We start from the raw sequence: 18,425 nt of genomic DNA, 5'->3' as shown, positions 1-18,425 counted from the left end.
AGACTTGGTATTGAGCGGCAGCACCAGGCAAGTGGTGCAGTTGATAACTTTTGCCAAAAAAAGGTGATGGCCTGCGACCATCACCTTTGAACAAACTTTTAATTCTTATTCTTATTTGACCAAGTTAACCTGCAAAGTGGCCGAATCTCCTTGCGAGCTGATAAAGCTATCTACATCTGTCTTGTTGATCGCATTGATCAAGGAGCTCATGCGATTGCTTGTGATGCTCATACCTTGAGGAGCAGAGCCATCGGCGTTCACCCAGCTATAGTTCGGCTGCGGAGAGACGACGAAAACAATGATGTTATAAGAAGGACGGAATCCTTCCTTTTCAACTTGCACAGACGGCAAAGTCATTGAGTCCGCCGAGATATAAACCGTGCGGGATTCTTTTACTTGCGAAATCGTGATTTGTGATGAATCCGTTGAAATGAACGGGCGGGAACCGACGGCATAAAGCACCGTCAGATATTGGCCTCGCAAATTGCCCAGGCGATTCACTTGAAGTGACGGAATGGTTTCAAAGCGAGCGGCTTCGGCATTTCTTTGAGAAACGGAACCGCTCATCAAACCCAAACCGATGATAAGTGTTAGCGCATTGATGATGATGAGTTTTAGAGACTTCATTGTTTCGCTCCTGTTTTCGCGTAATCTAAGTACATAACAATGTGACCGTTCGGGTCCACTGTAACGCGATTGATATCCAACTTAATTCCCATAACGACAGGTGGAAGTGGCAAGCTTCCCGGGATCACTTCGTCTGTCGTTTTCCAACCGGCACTTTGTTCACGCAGTTTATCTTTCACGCCTTCGCGGACTTTGCCTGGCATCAACTTACCCACCAAAGATAAGTATTTACTATCCATCACCAAGCTATCCACATCGATGGAGTGCAGTTGCAACTGCATGCCGCTCTTATCGCTCAACTGGCGTAATTTTGCAACGATGTCGAAATCGATTACGATTTTATCTTTCAGGGCAAAATGGTTTGGTTCGTTCTCTACGGAAACATGTAATTTCACGAAGGCTTCTTGTGGTTTTAAAACTTCGCCAGCAGGAGTTTTTACATAGTCGATGGTCGGAGCCGCCATCAATCGCAAAACAGTGCCATTGGACTGACGGATTGTTTCGAAATTTCGGCGTTCAAAACTAAGTTGCAAGACACGGTTGATAAGCGCACGGTCCAATGTCAGCGCCAAATCGTATTTATCCTGTGATAAATGATTGATCTGCGGTAGACCGCGCGGACCGTTGCTGGCCAAGGGGCGACTTTGTGCGTTGATCGGGTCCTCTACATACGCCGTTAATTCGATATTTAGAGATTTTTTCAGATTGATATTCTGAAGTTTCAAGCCCCATTTGAAGTTAGGGCGTAGGTCCATTCTGTCCGTGCCCGGCGGCACCATGTCTTGCACTTGCTCTAAAGAGCCGCTTAAAAACTCTTTCGCCTTTTGATTCAAAAGTTCAGGAAGCTGTTTGCGGGCAAAATCGCCCAAGCTTTCGCGCACCTTCTGCAGGATCACAGGAGCTTGTTCCATCAACATGGCATCAAGTTGCGTCGTATTTAACTGGAATTTTTTGCCGTTAATTTCAACCGCAATCTGAGGAACGATCAACTTCTTGTATTGATAGGCAATGGGCGTCTGTGAAAGATTGTTATCGATCTCTAAAGCCTCGAAATCCAAACCGCCATTGGCATTGGAGCGAATATAAAAGGGGAGGCGAATTTTTAAAGGTGTGCTTTCGTCACCCGCTGTGATCGAAACATCCTCCAGGCCGATCTGTCCCAGGAACTCATTGTTCATGTCCCAAGCTTTGACGGAATGAGTGGCGATAGAAAGTTTTTTGACTTCAAGTTCAATGGCCAAAACGGCTCCATCACGTTTACCCAGGGACTGCATCAGGGCTTCGTCGGTGACCAAACCAAAACGCGAGAAGTCGGCAATATAACCTGATTCCCCGATCTCGATAGCGGGGCGGTGATCGTTCATCGAAAAGCCCACCAGCCATTGCGTCAGCAACTGGCGAACTTGCGCATACATCTTAACTGCTTCGGGATTGGAATCCTTGAAATCATCCGGGTTGATCGATTTTTCAAAAGTGTAGCTCATAGCTGGGAAATAACCTTCATCCAGCTTCACACCCAGGTTTCCTAAAAGATCGCTGAGACGATTGTCAAAGTACTTCATCCCCCGTTGGGTGACTTGAACTTGCACGGCCTTCGGCAAAAGATGTTTGTTCGCGATCGTGGGATTTAAATCCGCGGCGATGGCGTTAAAACCCTGCAGAGTCAAAAGCAGGGGAATCCACATACGTGATGTCTGAAGCCGATTTATCATATAGTTAAACCTCGCCGATTAGAAGCTACGTTCCCTCGGACCCGTGTTGCAAACAAAGTTCCAAAGAGTTCCGGGCCTAAGCTCTAATAGGTGCGAGTTGAGCTTTTAGACAACTGTCTAAAACTGAGACAAGGGCCCGAAAAGGGCCCCAGCGGGAATTTAAAAGGAGACTGTTTGGCCTTAGCTTTTGCCTTCGACGATTTCAGTCAAAGTGATCACAGTCCGTCGCAAGACTTCGCTTTGGGCTGAAAGCTCTTCTGAGGTGGCGGCGGTCTCTTCCGCAGAGGCGGCATTGTTCTGGGTGGCTTGGTCCAACTGACTCATGGCTTTGTTGATTTGTTCAAGACTGTGCGCTTGTTCCACGCTGGCCTCGGCAATCTGACCGGTCAGAGTATTGGCTTTTTGCACTGACGTAACGATGCTTTTTAGCGTGTCTCGGCTTTTTCCCGCGATATCAACGCCCGAATTGATTTTGTTAGCACTGTCCCGAATCAGAGCGTCGATTTCTTTTGCTGAACTGGCACTTCTTTGCGCCAATGCGCGAACGGCTTCGGCGACGACGGCGAAACCTTTTCCTTGTTCGCCCGCGCGAGCGGCTTCAACAGAAGCATTCAGTGCAAGAAGGTTGGTTTGAAAAGCGATGTCGTCGATGACAGTGATGATGTCGCTCATTTTGCGAGAGCTGTCAGAGATTTCATTCATGGCGGAAACCAGATTTGACATTTCTTTATCGCCCACTTCCGCAATGGCCGTGCTTTCCCGCGATAATGAAGCGGCTTCTTTGGCGTTGTTGGAGTTTAAATTGACCATGTTTGAAAGCTGCTCAAGGCTGGCCACTGTTTCTTCCAGGGATGCCGCGGCTTCGGTCGAGGAGGCCGACAGAGTTTGCGCGGCCTGGGACATTTGTCCTGATGCCGCCGTGACTTCTGAAGAACCGGTGGAAAGAACTTGAGTCACTGCTCTTAACGAAATCGTCAAAGACCGAGACAGTAGGAGAGCGATCAATGCCGCCAAGACAGCTCCGCCGACCGAGATCAGCAAAGACCAAAGGCGTCCGGTTTTAAAAATATCGTGAAACTCTTTGTCACCTTTTTCGGATTCTTCCCGTAAAGAGGCGGCAATGGTTTCAAGGGGTTTCCGAGTTAAATCTCGCTGCTCATCGATCATGCCGTCGATGTTGCGAATATTGGCGTCAATGGTGCTTGTCTGCTTTAAGGCGGGAAGCATCTTGCTTTCAAATAGATCAATATACCCACGATAGGCTTTTTCGAACTCCTCGGCGGCGGCTCTTTCTTCGGGACTGTCGACGATCTTTTTAACGTGCGCGATATCGGCATCAGCTTGTTGTTTGAATTCAACCAGATTTTTTTGGGTTTCATCCAGGTTCATATTGATGACGGCATCCCCGACGATGGCGTAAAAGCCTTCCATTCTTGCGAGGATCGAGCCCACATCCTGGCTGTCATGAAATCGGGCGGACCCCGCATCTTGAATTTGTCCCAATTTTCCCATTGTGATGTTGGTGAAAAAACCGGCTACGATGAAAATTAAAATAATCAAACCCAGTGATAATCCCAATTTATAACTTAGCTTCAGAGATGAAAAAAATGTCATCGTAATCACTTTTCTGGCAGTGGTCGTTTTGCTAATGCCGTTGATGTTGTATTGCTCAGTTCTTATCGGAGGATTTTCTCGCTTATTTATGAGGAAGTCTTGTTTAGTAGAGTATATCTGGTCCTTCGAACGAGGTGGATTTTGTATGCACACCAATGAGTTCGAAGGACGGGGAATCTTAAGAAGATCAGAGGATTTATTGAGCGCACTGTTGGGCGTATTGGGCCCGATGAGTTCCGCCAGGATGAGTGGCATCCGCGTGCAGCGAACTTAAAAAGGTCTGGATGTTTCTTAAAACGAAGGCGTTTAAAAGTCCCAGATCTTTGAGAGTTTTAATGGCCATGCAGTCAGCGTCAAATTCAGAAGTGATGGGGAGGGAGCCGCCGAAGTGCACTCTGACGACGTGACCCTGGCGATGGTGGGCGCATTCATGGGCGACAATGAATTGCTGAACATCGTGAGGATATTGCCCCATCATTTGCGGATGTAAAAGAATTGTTGGCAGTCCATTGATAATATTACTCTCGGCCGCCTGTCCAAGCGCCACTGTCTGCTGGATTGAAACAGGTTTGTTATTGATATCCCAGCATTGATCGATGCCCGGGTAAGCGATGCTTTGCAATCCTGTAAACAAAATGGCCAGCCCTATAAAAAAGCGCATAAATGTCTCCCGTATCAGTGTTTAACGAACCTGGATACGGGGTTAGCAATTAAGATACCAAAACAACTTCAGAAGCTATTTGGCCGGAGGCGTGTTTTGCAGAATCATTTTCATTAATTCCTTATGAGAAAGTTCGAAGGCATCGAGCTTTTCATGAAGAATGCGGATTTCCATTTCAGCTTTTAAATTGATCATGTAATCCGAGCGCGCTCGTCGTCGATCCTTTTCCTCTTGGCGATTTTGACTCATCATAATGATCGGAGCTTGCAGTGCGGCCAAGCAGGATAGAACCAGGTTCAACAGAATAAAAGGGTAGGGATCTGCCGCTTTGACGCCAAGATAAGCATTGATAGCTGTCCAGATGACGATAAAAGCACTAAAGCCTAAGATAAAGCGCCAACTACCGCCGAATTCGGCCACGGCATCCGCGACCTTTTGCCCAGTGGTGGCATCGGTATCGTCTTCGACTTCAAGAATTTTTTTGGTAAGAAAATGTTCGTCTTCGATGGCCTTGCGAACCAGATCATCCATCTTCTTTAGTTGAAGCTCTTCGTTCTCTAAGATATCGCGAATATCCATGGTCTGCCCCCATTAAACATCAATCGAATAGGATGCGATTGATGTTTAATGTAGAACCAAGGCGGCTTTTGGCCAAGGGCAAATTTGATGGTGGCGGTAATTTAAGCCGCACCGTCCACGATTTCCTGAAGAATATGTACCAGCTGACCGATGTTGCCGACTTGTCCGTTCATCTGATCTGCCGAGGCGGAAACTTCTTCCGCGACCGAGGCATTGGCTTGCGTAGAGGTGTCCAGCTCGGCCATGGCTTTGTTAATCTGTTGAATGCCGAGAGCCTGCTCATTGCTAGCCTCGGCGATTTCATTGTTAAGCACCGCAATCTTCTTAATCTCTTGAACGATGGATGACAGAACCACTTCGCTAGAGCCCGCCACTCTGGAACCGTTTTCCACCTGATTGACACTTTCTTTGATTAAAGAACTGATGTCTTTAGCGGCAACGGCACTGCGTTGGGCCAGCGAGCGCACGGCCTCTGCAACCACTGCGAAACCTTTTCCTTGTTCGCCTGCTCGGGCAGCTTCAACGGCGGCATTCAAAGCCAACAAATTTGTTTGAAAGGCAATGTCATCGATAACCGTGATGATTTCCTCGATGCGACGAGAACTGCTGGCAATTTCGTTCATGGCGGTGATGAGGGTCGTGATTTCTTTTTGTCCATTTTCCGCAACCGCGGTGCCATTTGCGGAAAGCTTGGCGGCTTCGCCGGCCCGTGTGGCATTTTGATTGACGATGCTGTTTAATTCTTCCACGGAAGCGACAATTTCTTCCAGGGCGCTTGCTGATTCCACCGCATTCGACGACACCTGATGGCTGGCTTGAGTCACTTGGCCGCCGCTTAAGGAAACAGAGTCAGAGGCTTCGTTCAAGCTGATGATGGCTTTATGCAGGGGCTTGGTCAGACTATTGATAAGAATAATCGAGGTGATCACCAAAAACACGACAGCAAAACACAACACTGTGACCGTGAACCACATGGCTTTGCGGGCGTCGGTATAGATAGTCTCTGCTTCGTTTTCAACGGATTTTAATTCGTGCAGTACGATTTCGTGCAAGTCGTTGATGGAACTGGAAATGTCCTGATAAAAATGTTTTGAGTCCGTGGCAAAGTGTCCCGTCTGCGCTTCCGCAAAAACATTCTCGTAAGTGGCTAGCACTTTTTTCCACTGGTCGCCGTTAAGCAAGTCCTCAACCTGAAGTTTTCCCTCCGAGGAAAGTTCGATAAGAGGGGAACGCAGATTCGCATAGATACGACTTTGCAGGTCTTGTAGTAAAGCGATTTGTGTCATCGAAAGAGGCGCCTTGGCACCTAGAATATTCGCGACATTCGCGCGCAAACGACCGGAATATTCTTTAGAGAGCTCCAACATATTAACGCCAAGCATGTGCATTTCCAGACCCTCTAAAACCGACAGTTTGGAAATTTTCACCTCGGAATCAATAAGTAAGCTCACGGCTTCCGTGTATTTCGCAATGACTTTGGCGACGGGTCCTTTTTCATCCGTCATTTGGCGAGCAGAAGAGTAAAGCTCTTTAAGGGCCTTAAGATCCGCAATATTTAAATTCTGTTTTTCTTGTGCTTCCACAAAAGAAACATAGTTCTTGTCTACCAGACTTCGTTGGTCTTGCAGTTCTTTGTCGGACAGATTGTGGCCCATGAACATGGCGGTTTTGCCTCGTTCCACCTGCATTTCGTGAATGAGCCGAGAGGTGATATTGAAGAAGGCCGCGCGAGCCACAATATCTTTGGCTTCTTGGGAACGTTTGATATTTCCGTGAAGATGAATTCCACCATACATTAGAGCTAAAACAAGAGACATAAATACCAGACCGGTAATCTTAACACGCAAACTTAAACGCACTTTTCTTCCTCCATAGTGAATGGAGTTGTTCGGCGTGTTCGCTAAAAAATTAAGAGTTCGAATCACTTTTTGCCGACACCAAGTTGAAATAGTGTTCTCTAGATCATAATAATGCATGGGGATCAATAAATAACCGTCTGCTCAGGGCTACGCCAAAGAGACGATGATTTTCCCGGCGGTGCCCGACGAGTTCAATGCACCTCCCGTTCAGCGCTGCCGGCATCTGCATCCGCGCTGGTCCCAGCCAAAGGGGATACTCGTTAAAATCGGACTCAGAGTGGATTGGTTTTAAGTCGAATCTAAAGAAAGGCGGTGAAAGAGGCTCTGCAGAGTGTGGGCAAAAGTTTCATTGTCCACGGTTTAAAAAGTGATCAAGGGGCTGCCAAGGGCGGAAAGCCCGCCTGGAGCGGTTTTTAGGACGATAGTCTGTCGAATATTATTGAATTTCATTTTGGTCATCTACTAGGATCAGACGGAAATGGAAAATCCAATTGTTTTAGAGTTGAAAAAAGTATTTGAGGATCGCGCCTTGCGAAATCCACGTTATTCAATGCGTGCGTTCTCGCGAGATTTGCAAGTGGACCCGTCTGTTCTTAGTAAAGTCATCCGGGGCAAACGAAGCGTCAGTGGGTCCATGATTCGTAAAATGGGTCGTTTATTGGGCCTGCCGGCAGATCAGGTGCAGTCTTTCCAAGAGAAGAACAAGCTTCACCAAAAGCGGATGCGTGACCTGGCTGCGGAAAAATCGAAGAAGTTTGTCAATATTCCTTTGGATCAATACGAGGTTATTGCCCATTGGATTCATCTGGCGATTCTAGAGTGTTTGAACTTAGCAGACTTTGATCACACACCGAAATACTTAGCGCAAAGACTGGGTGTCTCTGAATCGATGATATCTCTGGCTTTGGCACGCCTAAAAAATGTCGGTGTTCTGGATGTCACCGCTGAGGGAATGGTTCAATCTCAACCCATTAATACGTCGTCCTTGGGACCGGCCTACACGACGCAGGCCATGCGCAATCAGCAGCGGGAACTTTTGGAAAAAGCCATCTTCGCTTTAGAGGCCGTGCCCTTTGAACTGCGCAGTCAATCCTCTCTGACCATTGCCATTGAAAAAAGAAAACTGCCTGAGTTTATTGAAAGAATCCACAAGTTCCGTCGGGATATGAATGGCTTGATGATGAAAAAGAGCAAAAAGCCTGACGATATCTATTGTCTGTCGCTATCCCTGTTCCCCCTGACTGCCACGGAGGCCTTATGAAGAAGATATTCAGCACGTTTGTTTTTCTGTGTGCTTGGAGCGGGATAGCCTTGGCCCAGGACGCGACTCCGCAAGGCCAGGAAAGTTACGGGGGCAATGGAACCGTCGGGGAGTTTCGCCTGATCTCTTTGGATTTACAAAGACTGGTGGGATATCTTCCCGCAAGCACTCTTCCTTCTGCAACTTTCGCCGCTGACTTTATTGCCAAGGGCCCTTTTGTCGAGATTCAGGGACAGGACAAGGTTTATTTAGATGGCGTTGAAGTGGATGCAAAAAACTTTCCTTACAAACAGGTGCCTTTGATTGAGGTTTCTGTTTCCCGCTGGTCAGCTTTAACAACTTTTGCCAAATATCATCTGGTCTTGCACGAAATGCTGCCGATTCTAGGCTTCATAGATGACCATTATCAATATTCCATTCCGATCATGGGCGCCCTGTCTAAGAACGGTCTGAAGGAATTTTCTGTGATGGAAATCGCTCAGGGCAGTTTTCAAAAATGTGAAAAAGGGGATGTCGGTCGTTCCACTTTTCTGCTGATGAACTTCCGCCTAAAACGGGACAATGCGGAAGAAATGAAGGCCTTATACAAGTTAGCCTTAGACACCCAATGCGGGCTTGCCGTGCGGTATCTGATGGATGTCGCTTTTCCATTGCAGGATTTGAAGTACGAAGGGGTCTATTACGTGTGGTTGGTGATTCAGGAAGTTCTTCGCGCGACACCCGCAGCATTCGAGAAGAACATGGCCTTTTTCCAGGCGGTGAGGGATTCGGGATTTCCTATGCATGTCACAAGCGACATGCCCGAGATCGCCAGTGAGCCGGTAAGTTTAATTCACCAACTCGCGCAAATTCAGAATCCTGCTCTTTTCAAGCGGACCGTTCAGGTTTTTCAGATTTTGATCGACTCTTCTGAACCGCCGCAAGTGACGCGCGCAGATTTACAGAAGGCCCGCATGAATAAGAACCACGAATTGGCCGCTTTAATGCAAAAGTTCTTACGCTGATAAAGAGCGTGCGTCCTTAAGGTTCCAGGCCGTCAAGACAGGTCGGCGAATCAATGACCGCGCGCACGCCCAGACGTGCACTGGAGGATTGAATCCACGTGCGAATGGCGTTCAGGTTCTTACCCTTCGTGCCTAAAATTTTTCCCATCGCGCAGCGATCGACCACGATATGAAATACGGTGGTCTTTTCGTGAACCTTATAAGAGACGTGAAATTCAATATGTGAACCGATAAGGTGGGTGATCATGGCTTTCAACGTCGTCGCAATTTTTTCTACGTCTTGTTCGATATCCGTTTTCATAAACATATGAAGAAAACTCCTCTTCAACTATTTCTTAGACTCTAGCGTGGAAAGTCCTTGGGAGACAGAGAGGTTGGACTTCTTTGTGTGGGCAAGTTTTCTTAAGTCAGCAAACGATTCTACGGAAGTGTGTTGTGGGCGAGAGGGAATGACGTCCACGTGATAAAAAAGCCCGAAAGTGAATTTCGGGCTTGGTAAAATAGGCTCGGGGTCGAGGGACTTCGTTAGGAAGTCTTACTTTAAAAGCTCTATTGCTGTTTGATTGATCCAGTCAGTGTGAGCATCAACGCGTGTAAAGACAGACAGAATAAAGCAGTCTGGCGTGAGGGGGATCGGTAGCGAGTCGCCACGGCTGGCGACACCTAAAAGATGCAGCTGTCCATTGACATCAAGATAAGCCGGACCGCCTGAATCACCACTGCAAATACCACGACGTAAAGATTGATCTAGCATAATTTCCGTAGAGCCATTCCACGGCGCTTTTACTTTGAGTGTTGTCGTGCGCAACGTGCCGGCCCCTCTTTTAATTCCCCAAGCCCAGTTTAAACCGAAGCCGGCGACGACCACTTCCGTATTTTTTTGCACTCGGGAAAAGTCAGTCAATAGTGGTGCTGGTGCATAACCCGCCGGAAGGGTCCCTTCAAAACGGATCATCGCGATGTCATACATATCTTCGGATTTCATGGCGCCGTAAAGACTGTGGCGAATTTTTTTGCTCACAGGGCGAAGTTGCGAAGCCTGGGCATTTTTGAATTCCTGTCCGAAAAGTACGACCATTTTGTCAGAGGTGGGCTCAATACAGTGAGCGGCGGTCAGGACAAGGTTTGGCGCAATCAAGGTTCCGGTGCACAGAGCCTGAGCTTGTTCATCGTACAGACCAACTGTGGAACGGCTGATACGATTGTTGGCGGCCACTTTATCTCCGCCAATGACACCTTTTTGCTGACCACTCAGCTCCACTTGCGCCTGTTGCGCTGTTTCGGCGCAAGCAGAAAGCGTCAGAGCGATCGCGACGGTCAGAGAGATTTTTTTGAACATGAGAGACTCCTTCGTCAAAAGAACCGCTCTCATTTATCAAATTTTGAGGTGATAATAAGTCTTTTATTGGTGGGATGAAAACATTCTCTCGCCGAACAAAAAATTGACACTTTTGGGCTTGCGAAAACGAAATGACGGGGGCTACGGACGCGAAGGGCCTTTTTTAGAAGTTAAAGCCGTAACCCGCGCGAAGAATCATCTGCTTTGCAGACGAGGTGTTATTATCTGGAAACATCGCATAGTCCAACTGAATCGGGACAAAGTTATTGCGACTTAAATGATAATCCAACCCAACGGAAACCACGATGGTTTGATTCGTGGAAATTTTGCTAGTGTCCAAAACATTGCTGCTTTTATTCATCGCAAAAAGAAATCCCAATCCCGCAGCGGCATTGAACTCAAGTGTTTTCGTTTTAATAAAGCTGTAGCGGACCAAGGCTTCAACGCCCAGATAACCGATTTCTACCGAACAGTTAGTACTGCCCGTACAGGACGCGGATGAAGATGTTCCCGACGCTTGCAAAGATTCGTAGCCACCCAAAATGCGGGCACTGATATTTCCATCCAATTGCATTTGATAAAAGCCAGAAAAATTAAAACTAGAGCCCGACAAGGAAACGCTGGAAGCATTGGCCGGTTTTACACTCATGGTATTCATCGCGTAACCGCCGGTCAGTCCCCAAGCAGATTGTGACCGGGGAGCACGGCTGGCCGTTTGTGAAGCCTTTGCAGCGCGCGAAAGCTTTTCTAAAGAATAATCTTGAGTCATCGCGCCCTTGACGACAGCAGCGACGGCTTTGTTGTTCTTGACCTGTTTGATTTCCAAAAGAGCCCGCGCTTTGCCATCTGCATCACGAGCGCCAAGCTTTTCGCCGATTTGCACGGACTCACCTTCCAGATCTAAAAGGACGCGATCCTTTTTTATAACCACGGCACGAATGGCATAAGCTGGTGAAACAAAAGTTGATAATAGCAAAGCGGCGAGGATGATTTTCATAATTTTCCTATCGTCAGAATCAAAATGAAACTAAAGCCACTCGACCTGATCAAAGGGGTGCTTCGGTGACCAAAGTTCAGGCCGCTGGATTCTGGGCTTTAAATAATTTAAGCTCTCTAGACCAATGACGGAATTAACGGGGGATTGATCTTATGAAGTTTTTCGCTGCTTTATTCATTACTACAGCTTTGTCGGCGGGAGCTTTCGCTCAAAGTGTCACAGTCGATGTTATTTTAAATCCAATGGGAGATTTTAAGGCGAAGACCGGCGCGGTCACAGGCCAAGCCCTGATCAAAGGGGACGAAGTGTCGGCGGAAAACATTGTTGTCGATCTTCGCACATTAAAAACCGGCGTCGAACTTCGTGATAAACATACCCAGAAGCATCTCGATACCAGTGCTTTTCCTGAGGCGGTTTTAGTTTCCGCAACCGGCAAGGCCGGCAAGGGAAAAGGGAAAATTAAAATCAAGGGTGTCGAGAAAGATATTGAAGGCACTTACAAGGTGGAAGGCAAAACTTTGCAGGCCAACTTCAAGCTGACCTTGTCTGATTTCGGGATCACGGACATCAGTTACATGGGCGTGGGAGTCGAAGACGAGGTCACTCTTAACGTGGCTATTCCAGTAAAATAGCTTGCAGAGGATCGAGAGAGTAAAGGCGCAGTGGGCAGCGCCTTTATTCATTTTTAAAAGCGGTAAGTGGCTCCGATTTTCCAAAGAGTGCCTTCTTCAGAAAGAGGCCCTAATCCCTGGTACAAATCCCAATGTTGGAACAGGCGAATATTCAGATCCACCATCGGCATGAGGTTGTTATTTTGACCCGAGTCGACAGTTTGTCCCGATGCCGTGGGCCAGTCGGCATTCTTCACGAAAGCCAAAGCAGAAACACCGGCGTTGATTCTTCCGGAAAATTGGTAAAAGGCGCGCGGTGAAACACCCAGTACCGTGAAAGTCACTTTGCCTTCCGAATAGCTCAAAGAGTTATCACCGCCACCGTTAGCGCGACCCGTTCCGAAGAAGGCGCCAAAACTCCATCCCCAATGACCATAAGTCACTTCTTTTTGAAGGGTCAGAACCACGCCGTTGTAATTAGCGGTATCTGAAATACCACTGGCACCTTGCTGGACTTTTAATTTCTCATTCCATTGAAGGGCAGAAATATTTAATCCCCAGCCTTCTTGGGAAGGGGCGTTTTCCATGACGTCGTCTGACAGCAAAGGCGCTTCATTTCCAAGGGCCACATCTTGCGCGTAAGAGGTCGAAAGTAAGAAGCTGACGAATAAAAACAAGATCGACTTTTTCATAACTTCTCCTAATAAGAAACGTGAACCTGGCCCTGAAGTGCCCAGGCATCTTCTGAACCCGTTTGGTCTGCATAGACTTTTGCATTTGTGGCCATCGCTCGCAGTTCGAGTCGCGGCAGAGGGAATAACAAAGCACCCACACTCCATTTCATCACTTCGGGCGAAGAATTTTTAATGTCGTCCTTGCTGTGTTCAATGACCGACAAAATATTATATCCACGGCGAACATTCACCAGCGTCTCCACCAGGGCATAGGTTCCCAAGGTTGCGTCGCTGCCTGCAGATTTATTGGTGCGCTCCTTAAAGCCGGCTTCGGCCATAATCGCGGAAGCTTTTGAAAGTCCCTGACGTGTCGTGAACGCCAAAAGATTCCATTTGTTTTGTTCGCTTTCAGAACTTAAAAACGAACCTCCCACTTTGAACTTTTCATAAACCTGATACTCGCCGGTGACAGAAAAGCCCTTTTGTTTTTCAGCTTCGTCTTGCGCTCCGTTGCCGAAAAAAACATTCGCAGCCACGTCCCATTTGGGATAAGTGAAGTGCGCAATCACACCTTGGGATTGATCGAACTGACCTAAAGTGATCGCACGACGATTGACGGCCGTGTGATCGACATTGCGAAGCCCATAGGCTTTGTCCATTTGGCCGACGTACCACCACAGATTGTTGCTCTGTTTGTAACGAAGGTAGTACTCCTTCATGAACCACGTATTGGTTTTTCCATAGTAGGCTTCGACACCGGTGTAGGCGGGTGTGGTGACCACAGTGTATTTCTGTTTTTTATCAAAAAAGAAAGTCAGGTTCACATCATTTTGCATATTGATGAAGCGTTCGGAAGTCGCTTGTGAACCCGGATCCATCTTCAGCCATAAACCGCGGTATTTAAGGCCGGGGCGAATCCACCAAGGTAAGGGTTTTGAACCTAGAAATCCTGACATCGCGGCAATGTCTTCTTCTTCCATATTTTTTGGAAAGACATCGCGGGCGGTGATTTCCGTCGCATACAAGGCGCGCCCATAGTCGTTCAAGGCGCCTCCGCCCAGACCATTATAGTGGCAGGTAATGCAGGAAGAATAAGCGTAGCCGATAAAATCAGGATAGGCCTGTGCCTGCTTGCAGGTGAAAAGAAAAGCGAGAACGATGAATGTCGAGATAAAATTATAATGTTTCACAATGGGAAAATTCTATTGGACGCGAATTAGGAATCAATAAAAATCTCGCGGTGAAGGCACTGTGCGTTTGATCTCATTTTGGTACGCATTGATTTAACCTCAATTTGGTTTTTCCGATAAGAGTCCTTATATGGAAACGAAATCAACCGCCTTAGAACGACCCAAGACCGTGCAGATGGCCGCCGCCGTACTTATTTTGACTCCTGTTTTGGATATTCTCATGTATCAAAGAACAGGAAATCAGATTTTTAGTTGGGTGGGGTGGCTACTTATTTTTGGTGCCGGCGTCAGTTTGATGATTCGTCACAAGTCGGCATGGATGTTGGGAATTATTCTTTGTGGTTTGTTTGTTTTAAACACGGGATACGGTCTGATTCGTGATATGGAAAACGTGGATCCGGTGATTAGCACGGCCAAACTTTTGGACTGCCTTTTAGTTTTGTTTATTGTGGGAACCGTATCATATTTCTTTCGTTATCCCTATTTGGATCGGCGACAGAATTGGTTTGCTCCGACAGGGGACCGTTTTGCGATAGCGACCCCCGTGGTGCTAGATGGTCTTGAAACACAGACACTAGATCTTTCCTATACAGGTGCCCGCATCGTCGTGCCGCCGACGACTTCTTACAAGGCAGGAGATCAGCTTTCCTTACAGCTCACGGATATTAATGATATTCAATGCTCTGCAAAAGTGATCGATGTGAAAGCGGACCATGTTCGGGTTCATTTCGTCGGGGCTTCGCCATCGGACAAAGAAATGATTCGGCAGTGGCTGAATAGCCAAAATTTACAGAAAGTTTAGCTTTAAGCTTTCTTGAGACAGATTTTTAGGGCATAAGAGCGTTTTCATCCAAGGTAGAATCATGGCTAAAACAACGAAGAAAAAGTCCCATAAAGTTTCCAGTAAGTTGCCGCCGGTGGACCCGGCATCACCGCACGAAGTTCCCGTGGCTGTAAAACAGATTTTGGATAACGTGCGTCCCACGCCGATGATTGAAAACGGCCTGAGCAACGAAGAAAAAATTGAAAAAATCACGGCTAAGTTTGTCGACATCATGGAAACATTAGGTTTGGATCTATCCGATGACAGTCTTCGGGAAACGCCTCGCCGTGTTGCCAAGATGTACGTCAACGAAGTCTTTAGCGGTTTGGATCCTAAAAAGTTTCCGAAGATGACGGTGATTGAAAATAAAATGAACTATGATCAGATGATCGTAGTGCAGAATATTAGCTGTCTTTCGTTCTGTGAACATCACTTTCTGCCGATCGATGGTTTTGCGACGGTGGCTTACATCCCCAATAAGAAGGTGATTGGTTTGTCTAAGATTAACCGCATTGTCCAATATTTTGGACGACGCCCGCAAGTGCAAGAACGACTGACGAAACAGATCGCTGATTGTCTTCAGTACATTCTGGGAACAGAGCACGTAGCGGTACACATCAGTGCCAAGCACTATTGTGTCGTGATGAGGGGAATTGAAGACACGGGAAGTACGACCTCCACGGCGGACCTTCGCGGGCATTTTAAAACCCGCATGGAAACGCGGGAAGAATTCCTGCAGCACTGCCGAACTAAATAAAGCTTAAGAAATTAGAAATAAAAAAGGCAGAAAGAATACTTTCTGCCTTTTTTATTTTACCGTGTGGGCGGCTTGGGAATTAAATCGCGGACTGTAAAAGCTCGCGTGAATTCTTAGACAAGGTTTCAACAGCGACCATGCGTTTAATCTGCTTCATCGCTTTTTCCTTCATAACAGGGTCCAGTTTTTTCACAAAGTTGAAGGCCGCACAAAGGCGTGCTGCGACTTGCGGATTTTTTGCATCGATCTCAAGAATTTTGTCAGCATAGAATTCGTAAGCCTCTGTCTTCGGATCATTGAAACGCACGATATTGGCGCCAAAGGCCCGCAACAACGAATACACATTGTTGGGGTTGGTAATGTTAAAGGCCGGATGCTTGGTTAAGGCCTTTACATCCTCGAGCGTCTGCGGGCGTGTTGTTGTCGCCTGTGCCGTGAACCATTTATTAATGACCACTGAATCATCCTTCCAGTTGTTGTAGAAGTCATTCAGGGCTTTTTCACGCAAGTCGGATTCGGTGTCTGCCAAGATCGTCAACGCCGTCATCCGATCGGTCATATTTTGCGCTTCCCAGTATTGTTTGTTCACCAAAGCCAGAATCTCGGGGTCGTGCAATTCGGCCAAATAGGTCAGGGCCTGGTTCTTCAAGGCGCGATGCCCGAAAACCTTCGGATCGTGGCTCTTCGGATCTAGACCGTGGTATTTGTGATAGATGTCGAGAAGCTGTGTGCGATTTTCACGTGCAATAGCCGTTCGCAAAGCCGTGCGCGCACTGTGGAAAGCTTCCGCATCCAAAACCTCTTCTTCCTGTGCCAAAATCGCATGGCTGGGCAGTTGAAGCATTTTTGCCTTAAAACTAGGATCCATATCCGCGTCCTGCAAAGTCGCGCTGATTGCATTCAAATAGCGAACATCGATATTCAGCGGAGCTCCTTCGCGATGACGGGCAATCAAAGTGTGCAGAAGACTCAAGCCCAACTTTTGCGCCATTTCTCGGCGATTGAAAGAGTCCGTATCCTTTTCCATTAAGAAGTAGAGGTCGTCTTCGGAAGCGGCCCAGCGCAGATGCACGGGCGCTGAAAATTCGCGAAGGATTGAAAGAACCGGACGTTCTTTAAGCCCCTTAAAGACGAAAGTCTCTTTGTGCTCTTTCAATTCAAGCAAAGTTTTCCCGTCTGTATTCACTTGGACTTTTTCACAGTTTAAGGAAAGCTCTTTCCCGTTTTTATCCAAAAGCCCCATCAACAAGGGAATATGAAAAGGCTCTTTGTGCGGTTGGTGGGGTGTCGCGGGACAGGACTGCTCAAGCGTCAAAGTGTATTCGCCTTGGGCCGCATCGAAAGCCTCGTGCACTTGCACGACGGGGGTGCCGGCCTGGTTGTACCAGCGTTTAAACAACGCAAAGTCTTTACCGTTGGGTTCCGAGATCGCCGCAGCGAAATCTTCAGTGGTCACAGCTTGTCCATCATGGCGTTTAAAGTACTCATCCATGCCTTTGCGGAAACCTTTGCGTCCCACAATGGTTTGCATCATGCGAATTACTTCCGACCCTTTTTCATAGATCGTCATCGTAAAGAAGTTATCCACGGCCATGCAGGACTCGGGACGAACCGGGTGAGCATTCGGTCCGGCGTCTTCGGCAAACTGACCCGCGCGCAGAGCATCGACATCTTCAATTCTCTGCACACCTCGATCAGTCATATCCGCCGAAAATTCCTGATCACGGAAAACCGTCAAACCTTCTTTCAACGAAAGTTGGAACCAATCGCGCAAAGTCACGCGATTGCCGGTCCAATTGTGGAAGTATTCGTGGGCGACGACGGACTCGATGCTATGGAAGTCGACGTCGGTGGCAGAGTTGGCATCAGCCAGTACCAATCTGGAATTGAAAATATTCAAGCCTTTGTTTTCCATGGCGCCGGCATTGAAATCATCGATGGCCACGATCATGTAGTCATTCAGATCGTATTCCAGACCAAAAGTTTCTTCATCCCACTTCATGGATTTTTTCAAAGATTCCATCGCATGCCAGCAACGCTCTTGTTTGCCATGGGCTGCATACACTTCCAAATTCACCTTGCGACCTGAAGCCGTGGTGAAAGTGTCACGAATCACGCCCAAGTCACCAGCAACCAAAGCGAATAAGTAGCAAGGCTTTTTATGTGGATCGCGCCAGTAGGCTTTATGGCGCCCATTCCCCAAATCCTCAATTTTGATGCGATCGCCATTGGAAAGCAGGACTGGGTACTTCTTTTTATCGGCCTCAATCGTCACGGAATAAGAGGTCATGACATCGGGACGGTCCAGGAAATAGGTGATTTTTCTGAAGCCTTGGGCTTCACACTGGGTGCAGAAAATCCCATTCGACTTGTAAAGGCCTTCCAGGGAGGTGTTATTTTGGGGTTGCAACTCAGTCTCAATTTCCAGTTCGAATTGAGCGGGCGTGGATGGGATGATCATTTCCTCATCGGTCACCTGATATTGATCAGCTTGTAAAAGTGTTCCGTCAATTTTTACGGACACCAGCTTCAGCTCAACGCCATTTAAACGAAGTTCGGCGCTGTCCGCCGTTCTTTTCATCTTACTTTTCGCGATAACTCGACAAAAGTCTTCATTGATGACGAAGTCGAGGTTTATTGAATCCACAGAAAAAGCGGGTCCTTTGTAGTCTTTGAGATAAATTTTTTCTTGTTTCATAAGCCCTCGATTCAGATAA

Annotated in this window: 17 protein-coding genes; 5 read left to right on the top strand and 12 right to left on the bottom strand. The window is 47.4% G+C overall.

Going from position 1 to position 18,425, the window contains the following annotated elements:
* Positions 1–111 precede the first annotated feature (111 nt).
* The 6 genes from OM95_RS12990 to OM95_RS17345 form a co-directional block, all read right to left on the bottom strand.
* Positions 112–627: a hypothetical protein gene (locus tag OM95_RS12990; RefSeq protein ID WP_041874627.1), complete on the bottom strand. Its 516-nt coding sequence runs from the start codon at positions 625–627 to the stop codon at positions 112–114.
* Positions 624–2,312, bottom strand: a complete 1,689-nt coding sequence (locus tag OM95_RS12985; protein WP_291516354.1) for a DUF2785 domain-containing protein — start codon at positions 2,310–2,312, stop codon at positions 624–626. The genes OM95_RS12990 and OM95_RS12985 overlap by 4 nt, the downstream gene beginning before the upstream one ends.
* A 207-nt stretch (positions 2,313–2,519) precedes the next feature.
* Entirely contained in the window at positions 2,520–3,953 is a 1,434-nt protein-coding gene (locus OM95_RS12980) for a methyl-accepting chemotaxis protein (protein WP_291516352.1), read from the bottom strand.
* A gap of 196 nt (positions 3,954–4,149) precedes the next feature.
* A complete protein-coding gene (locus tag OM95_RS12975) occupies positions 4,150–4,614 on the bottom strand; it encodes a hypothetical protein (protein ID WP_041874623.1) in 465 nt (154 codons plus the stop codon).
* Between the two features lie 75 nt (positions 4,615–4,689).
* Positions 4,690–5,193 (bottom strand): DUF1003 domain-containing protein, encoded by a 504-nt coding sequence (locus OM95_RS12970; RefSeq protein ID WP_291516350.1) that lies wholly within the window; start codon positions 5,191–5,193, stop codon positions 4,690–4,692.
* Positions 5,194–5,294: 101 nt separating this feature from the next.
* Positions 5,295–7,052 carry a methyl-accepting chemotaxis protein gene (locus OM95_RS17345; protein ID WP_291516348.1) on the bottom strand — a complete coding sequence of 586 codons (1,758 nt, stop codon included), beginning with the start codon at positions 7,050–7,052 and terminating at the stop codon, positions 5,295–5,297.
* A gap of 478 nt (positions 7,053–7,530) precedes the next feature.
* On the opposite strand from OM95_RS17345, the gene OM95_RS17340 reads away from it, so the two are divergent.
* Positions 7,531–8,313 (top strand): TIGR02147 family protein, encoded by a 783-nt coding sequence (locus tag OM95_RS17340; protein WP_291516346.1) that lies wholly within the window; start codon positions 7,531–7,533, stop codon positions 8,311–8,313.
* Positions 8,310–9,317 carry a hypothetical protein gene (locus OM95_RS12955; protein ID WP_041874620.1) on the top strand — a complete coding sequence of 336 codons (1,008 nt, stop codon included), beginning with the start codon at positions 8,310–8,312 and terminating at the stop codon, positions 9,315–9,317. The genes OM95_RS17340 and OM95_RS12955 overlap by 4 nt, the downstream gene beginning before the upstream one ends.
* A 16-nt stretch (positions 9,318–9,333) precedes the next feature.
* On the opposite strand, the gene OM95_RS12950 is transcribed toward OM95_RS12955, so the two are convergent.
* The 3 genes from OM95_RS12950 to OM95_RS12940 form a co-directional block, all read right to left on the bottom strand.
* Entirely contained in the window at positions 9,334–9,624 is a 291-nt protein-coding gene (locus OM95_RS12950) for a KH domain-containing protein (protein ID WP_041874618.1), read from the bottom strand.
* A 228-nt stretch (positions 9,625–9,852) separates the two neighbouring features.
* Positions 9,853–10,656: a serine protease gene (locus OM95_RS12945; RefSeq protein ID WP_041874615.1), complete on the bottom strand. Its 804-nt coding sequence runs from the start codon at positions 10,654–10,656 to the stop codon at positions 9,853–9,855.
* Between the two features lie 163 nt (positions 10,657–10,819).
* Complete coding sequence (locus tag OM95_RS12940; RefSeq protein ID WP_291516344.1) at positions 10,820–11,653, bottom strand: outer membrane beta-barrel protein; 834 nt, start codon at positions 11,651–11,653, stop codon at positions 10,820–10,822.
* Positions 11,654–11,805: 152 nt separating this feature from the next.
* Here OM95_RS12940 and OM95_RS12935 point away from each other — a divergent pair, with 152 nt between their 5' ends.
* Complete coding sequence (locus tag OM95_RS12935; protein WP_041874613.1) at positions 11,806–12,285, top strand: YceI family protein; 480 nt, start codon at positions 11,806–11,808, stop codon at positions 12,283–12,285.
* Positions 12,286–12,338: 53 nt separating this feature from the next.
* Here the strand turns inward: OM95_RS12935 and OM95_RS12930 are convergent, their stop codons facing one another.
* Both OM95_RS12930 and OM95_RS12925 read right to left on the bottom strand, forming a co-directional pair.
* Positions 12,339–12,956 (bottom strand): hypothetical protein, encoded by a 618-nt coding sequence (locus OM95_RS12930; protein ID WP_291516342.1) that lies wholly within the window; start codon positions 12,954–12,956, stop codon positions 12,339–12,341.
* A gap of 8 nt (positions 12,957–12,964) precedes the next feature.
* Positions 12,965–14,128 carry a hypothetical protein gene (locus tag OM95_RS12925; RefSeq protein WP_291516340.1) on the bottom strand — a complete coding sequence of 388 codons (1,164 nt, stop codon included), beginning with the start codon at positions 14,126–14,128 and terminating at the stop codon, positions 12,965–12,967.
* A 130-nt stretch (positions 14,129–14,258) separates the two neighbouring features.
* On the opposite strand from OM95_RS12925, the gene OM95_RS12920 reads away from it, so the two are divergent.
* Both OM95_RS12920 and folE read left to right on the top strand, forming a co-directional pair.
* The gene (locus tag OM95_RS12920; protein WP_041874610.1) at positions 14,259–14,930 is read left to right on the top strand and encodes a PilZ domain-containing protein; all 672 of its coding nucleotides are present in this window, start codon (positions 14,259–14,261) and stop codon (positions 14,928–14,930) included.
* 61 nt (positions 14,931–14,991) lie between these two features.
* Positions 14,992–15,708 (top strand): GTP cyclohydrolase I FolE, encoded by a 717-nt coding sequence (gene folE / locus OM95_RS12915; RefSeq protein ID WP_291516338.1) that lies wholly within the window; start codon positions 14,992–14,994, stop codon positions 15,706–15,708.
* 79 nt (positions 15,709–15,787) lie between these two features.
* Here the strand turns inward: folE and pepN are convergent, their stop codons facing one another.
* Positions 15,788–18,406 (bottom strand): aminopeptidase N, encoded by a 2,619-nt coding sequence (gene pepN / locus OM95_RS12910; protein ID WP_041874608.1) that lies wholly within the window; start codon positions 18,404–18,406, stop codon positions 15,788–15,790.
* Positions 18,407–18,425 lie beyond the last annotated feature (19 nt).

This window comes from Bdellovibrio sp. ArHS, from assembly GCF_000786105.1.
In the GTDB taxonomy this organism is placed as follows: Bacteria; Bdellovibrionota; Bdellovibrionia; order Bdellovibrionales; family Bdellovibrionaceae; genus Bdellovibrio.
Note: the sequence above shows the minus strand (reverse complement) of the source record. Positions and strands in the feature narration are given on the sequence as shown.

Coding starts and splice junctions, on each gene's coding strand:
- pepN (WP_041874608.1), bottom strand. CDS start 18,406: ATGAAACAAGAAAAAATTTATCTCAAAGACTACAAAGGACCCGCTTTT.
- OM95_RS12955 (WP_041874620.1), top strand. CDS start 8,310: ATGAAGAAGATATTCAGCACGTTTGTTTTTCTGTGTGCTTGGAGCGGG.
- OM95_RS12980 (WP_291516352.1), bottom strand. CDS start 3,953: ATGACATTTTTTTCATCTCTGAAGCTAAGTTATAAATTGGGATTATCA.
- OM95_RS12940 (WP_291516344.1), bottom strand. CDS start 11,653: ATGAAAATCATCCTCGCCGCTTTGCTATTATCAACTTTTGTTTCACCA.
- OM95_RS12935 (WP_041874613.1), top strand. CDS start 11,806: ATGAAGTTTTTCGCTGCTTTATTCATTACTACAGCTTTGTCGGCGGGA.
- OM95_RS12975 (WP_041874623.1), bottom strand. CDS start 4,614: ATGCGCTTTTTTATAGGGCTGGCCATTTTGTTTACAGGATTGCAAAGC.
- OM95_RS12950 (WP_041874618.1), bottom strand. CDS start 9,624: ATGTTTATGAAAACGGATATCGAACAAGACGTAGAAAAAATTGCGACG.
- folE (WP_291516338.1), top strand. CDS start 14,992: ATGGCTAAAACAACGAAGAAAAAGTCCCATAAAGTTTCCAGTAAGTTG.
- OM95_RS12970 (WP_291516350.1), bottom strand. CDS start 5,193: ATGGATATTCGCGATATCTTAGAGAACGAAGAGCTTCAACTAAAGAAG.
- OM95_RS12990 (WP_041874627.1), bottom strand. CDS start 627: ATGAAGTCTCTAAAACTCATCATCATCAATGCGCTAACACTTATCATC.
- OM95_RS12945 (WP_041874615.1), bottom strand. CDS start 10,656: ATGTTCAAAAAAATCTCTCTGACCGTCGCGATCGCTCTGACGCTTTCT.
- OM95_RS12985 (WP_291516354.1), bottom strand. CDS start 2,312: ATGTGGATTCCCCTGCTTTTGACTCTGCAGGGTTTTAACGCCATCGCC.
- OM95_RS12930 (WP_291516342.1), bottom strand. CDS start 12,956: ATGAAAAAGTCGATCTTGTTTTTATTCGTCAGCTTCTTACTTTCGACC.
- OM95_RS12920 (WP_041874610.1), top strand. CDS start 14,259: ATGGAAACGAAATCAACCGCCTTAGAACGACCCAAGACCGTGCAGATG.
- OM95_RS17340 (WP_291516346.1), top strand. CDS start 7,531: ATGGAAAATCCAATTGTTTTAGAGTTGAAAAAAGTATTTGAGGATCGC.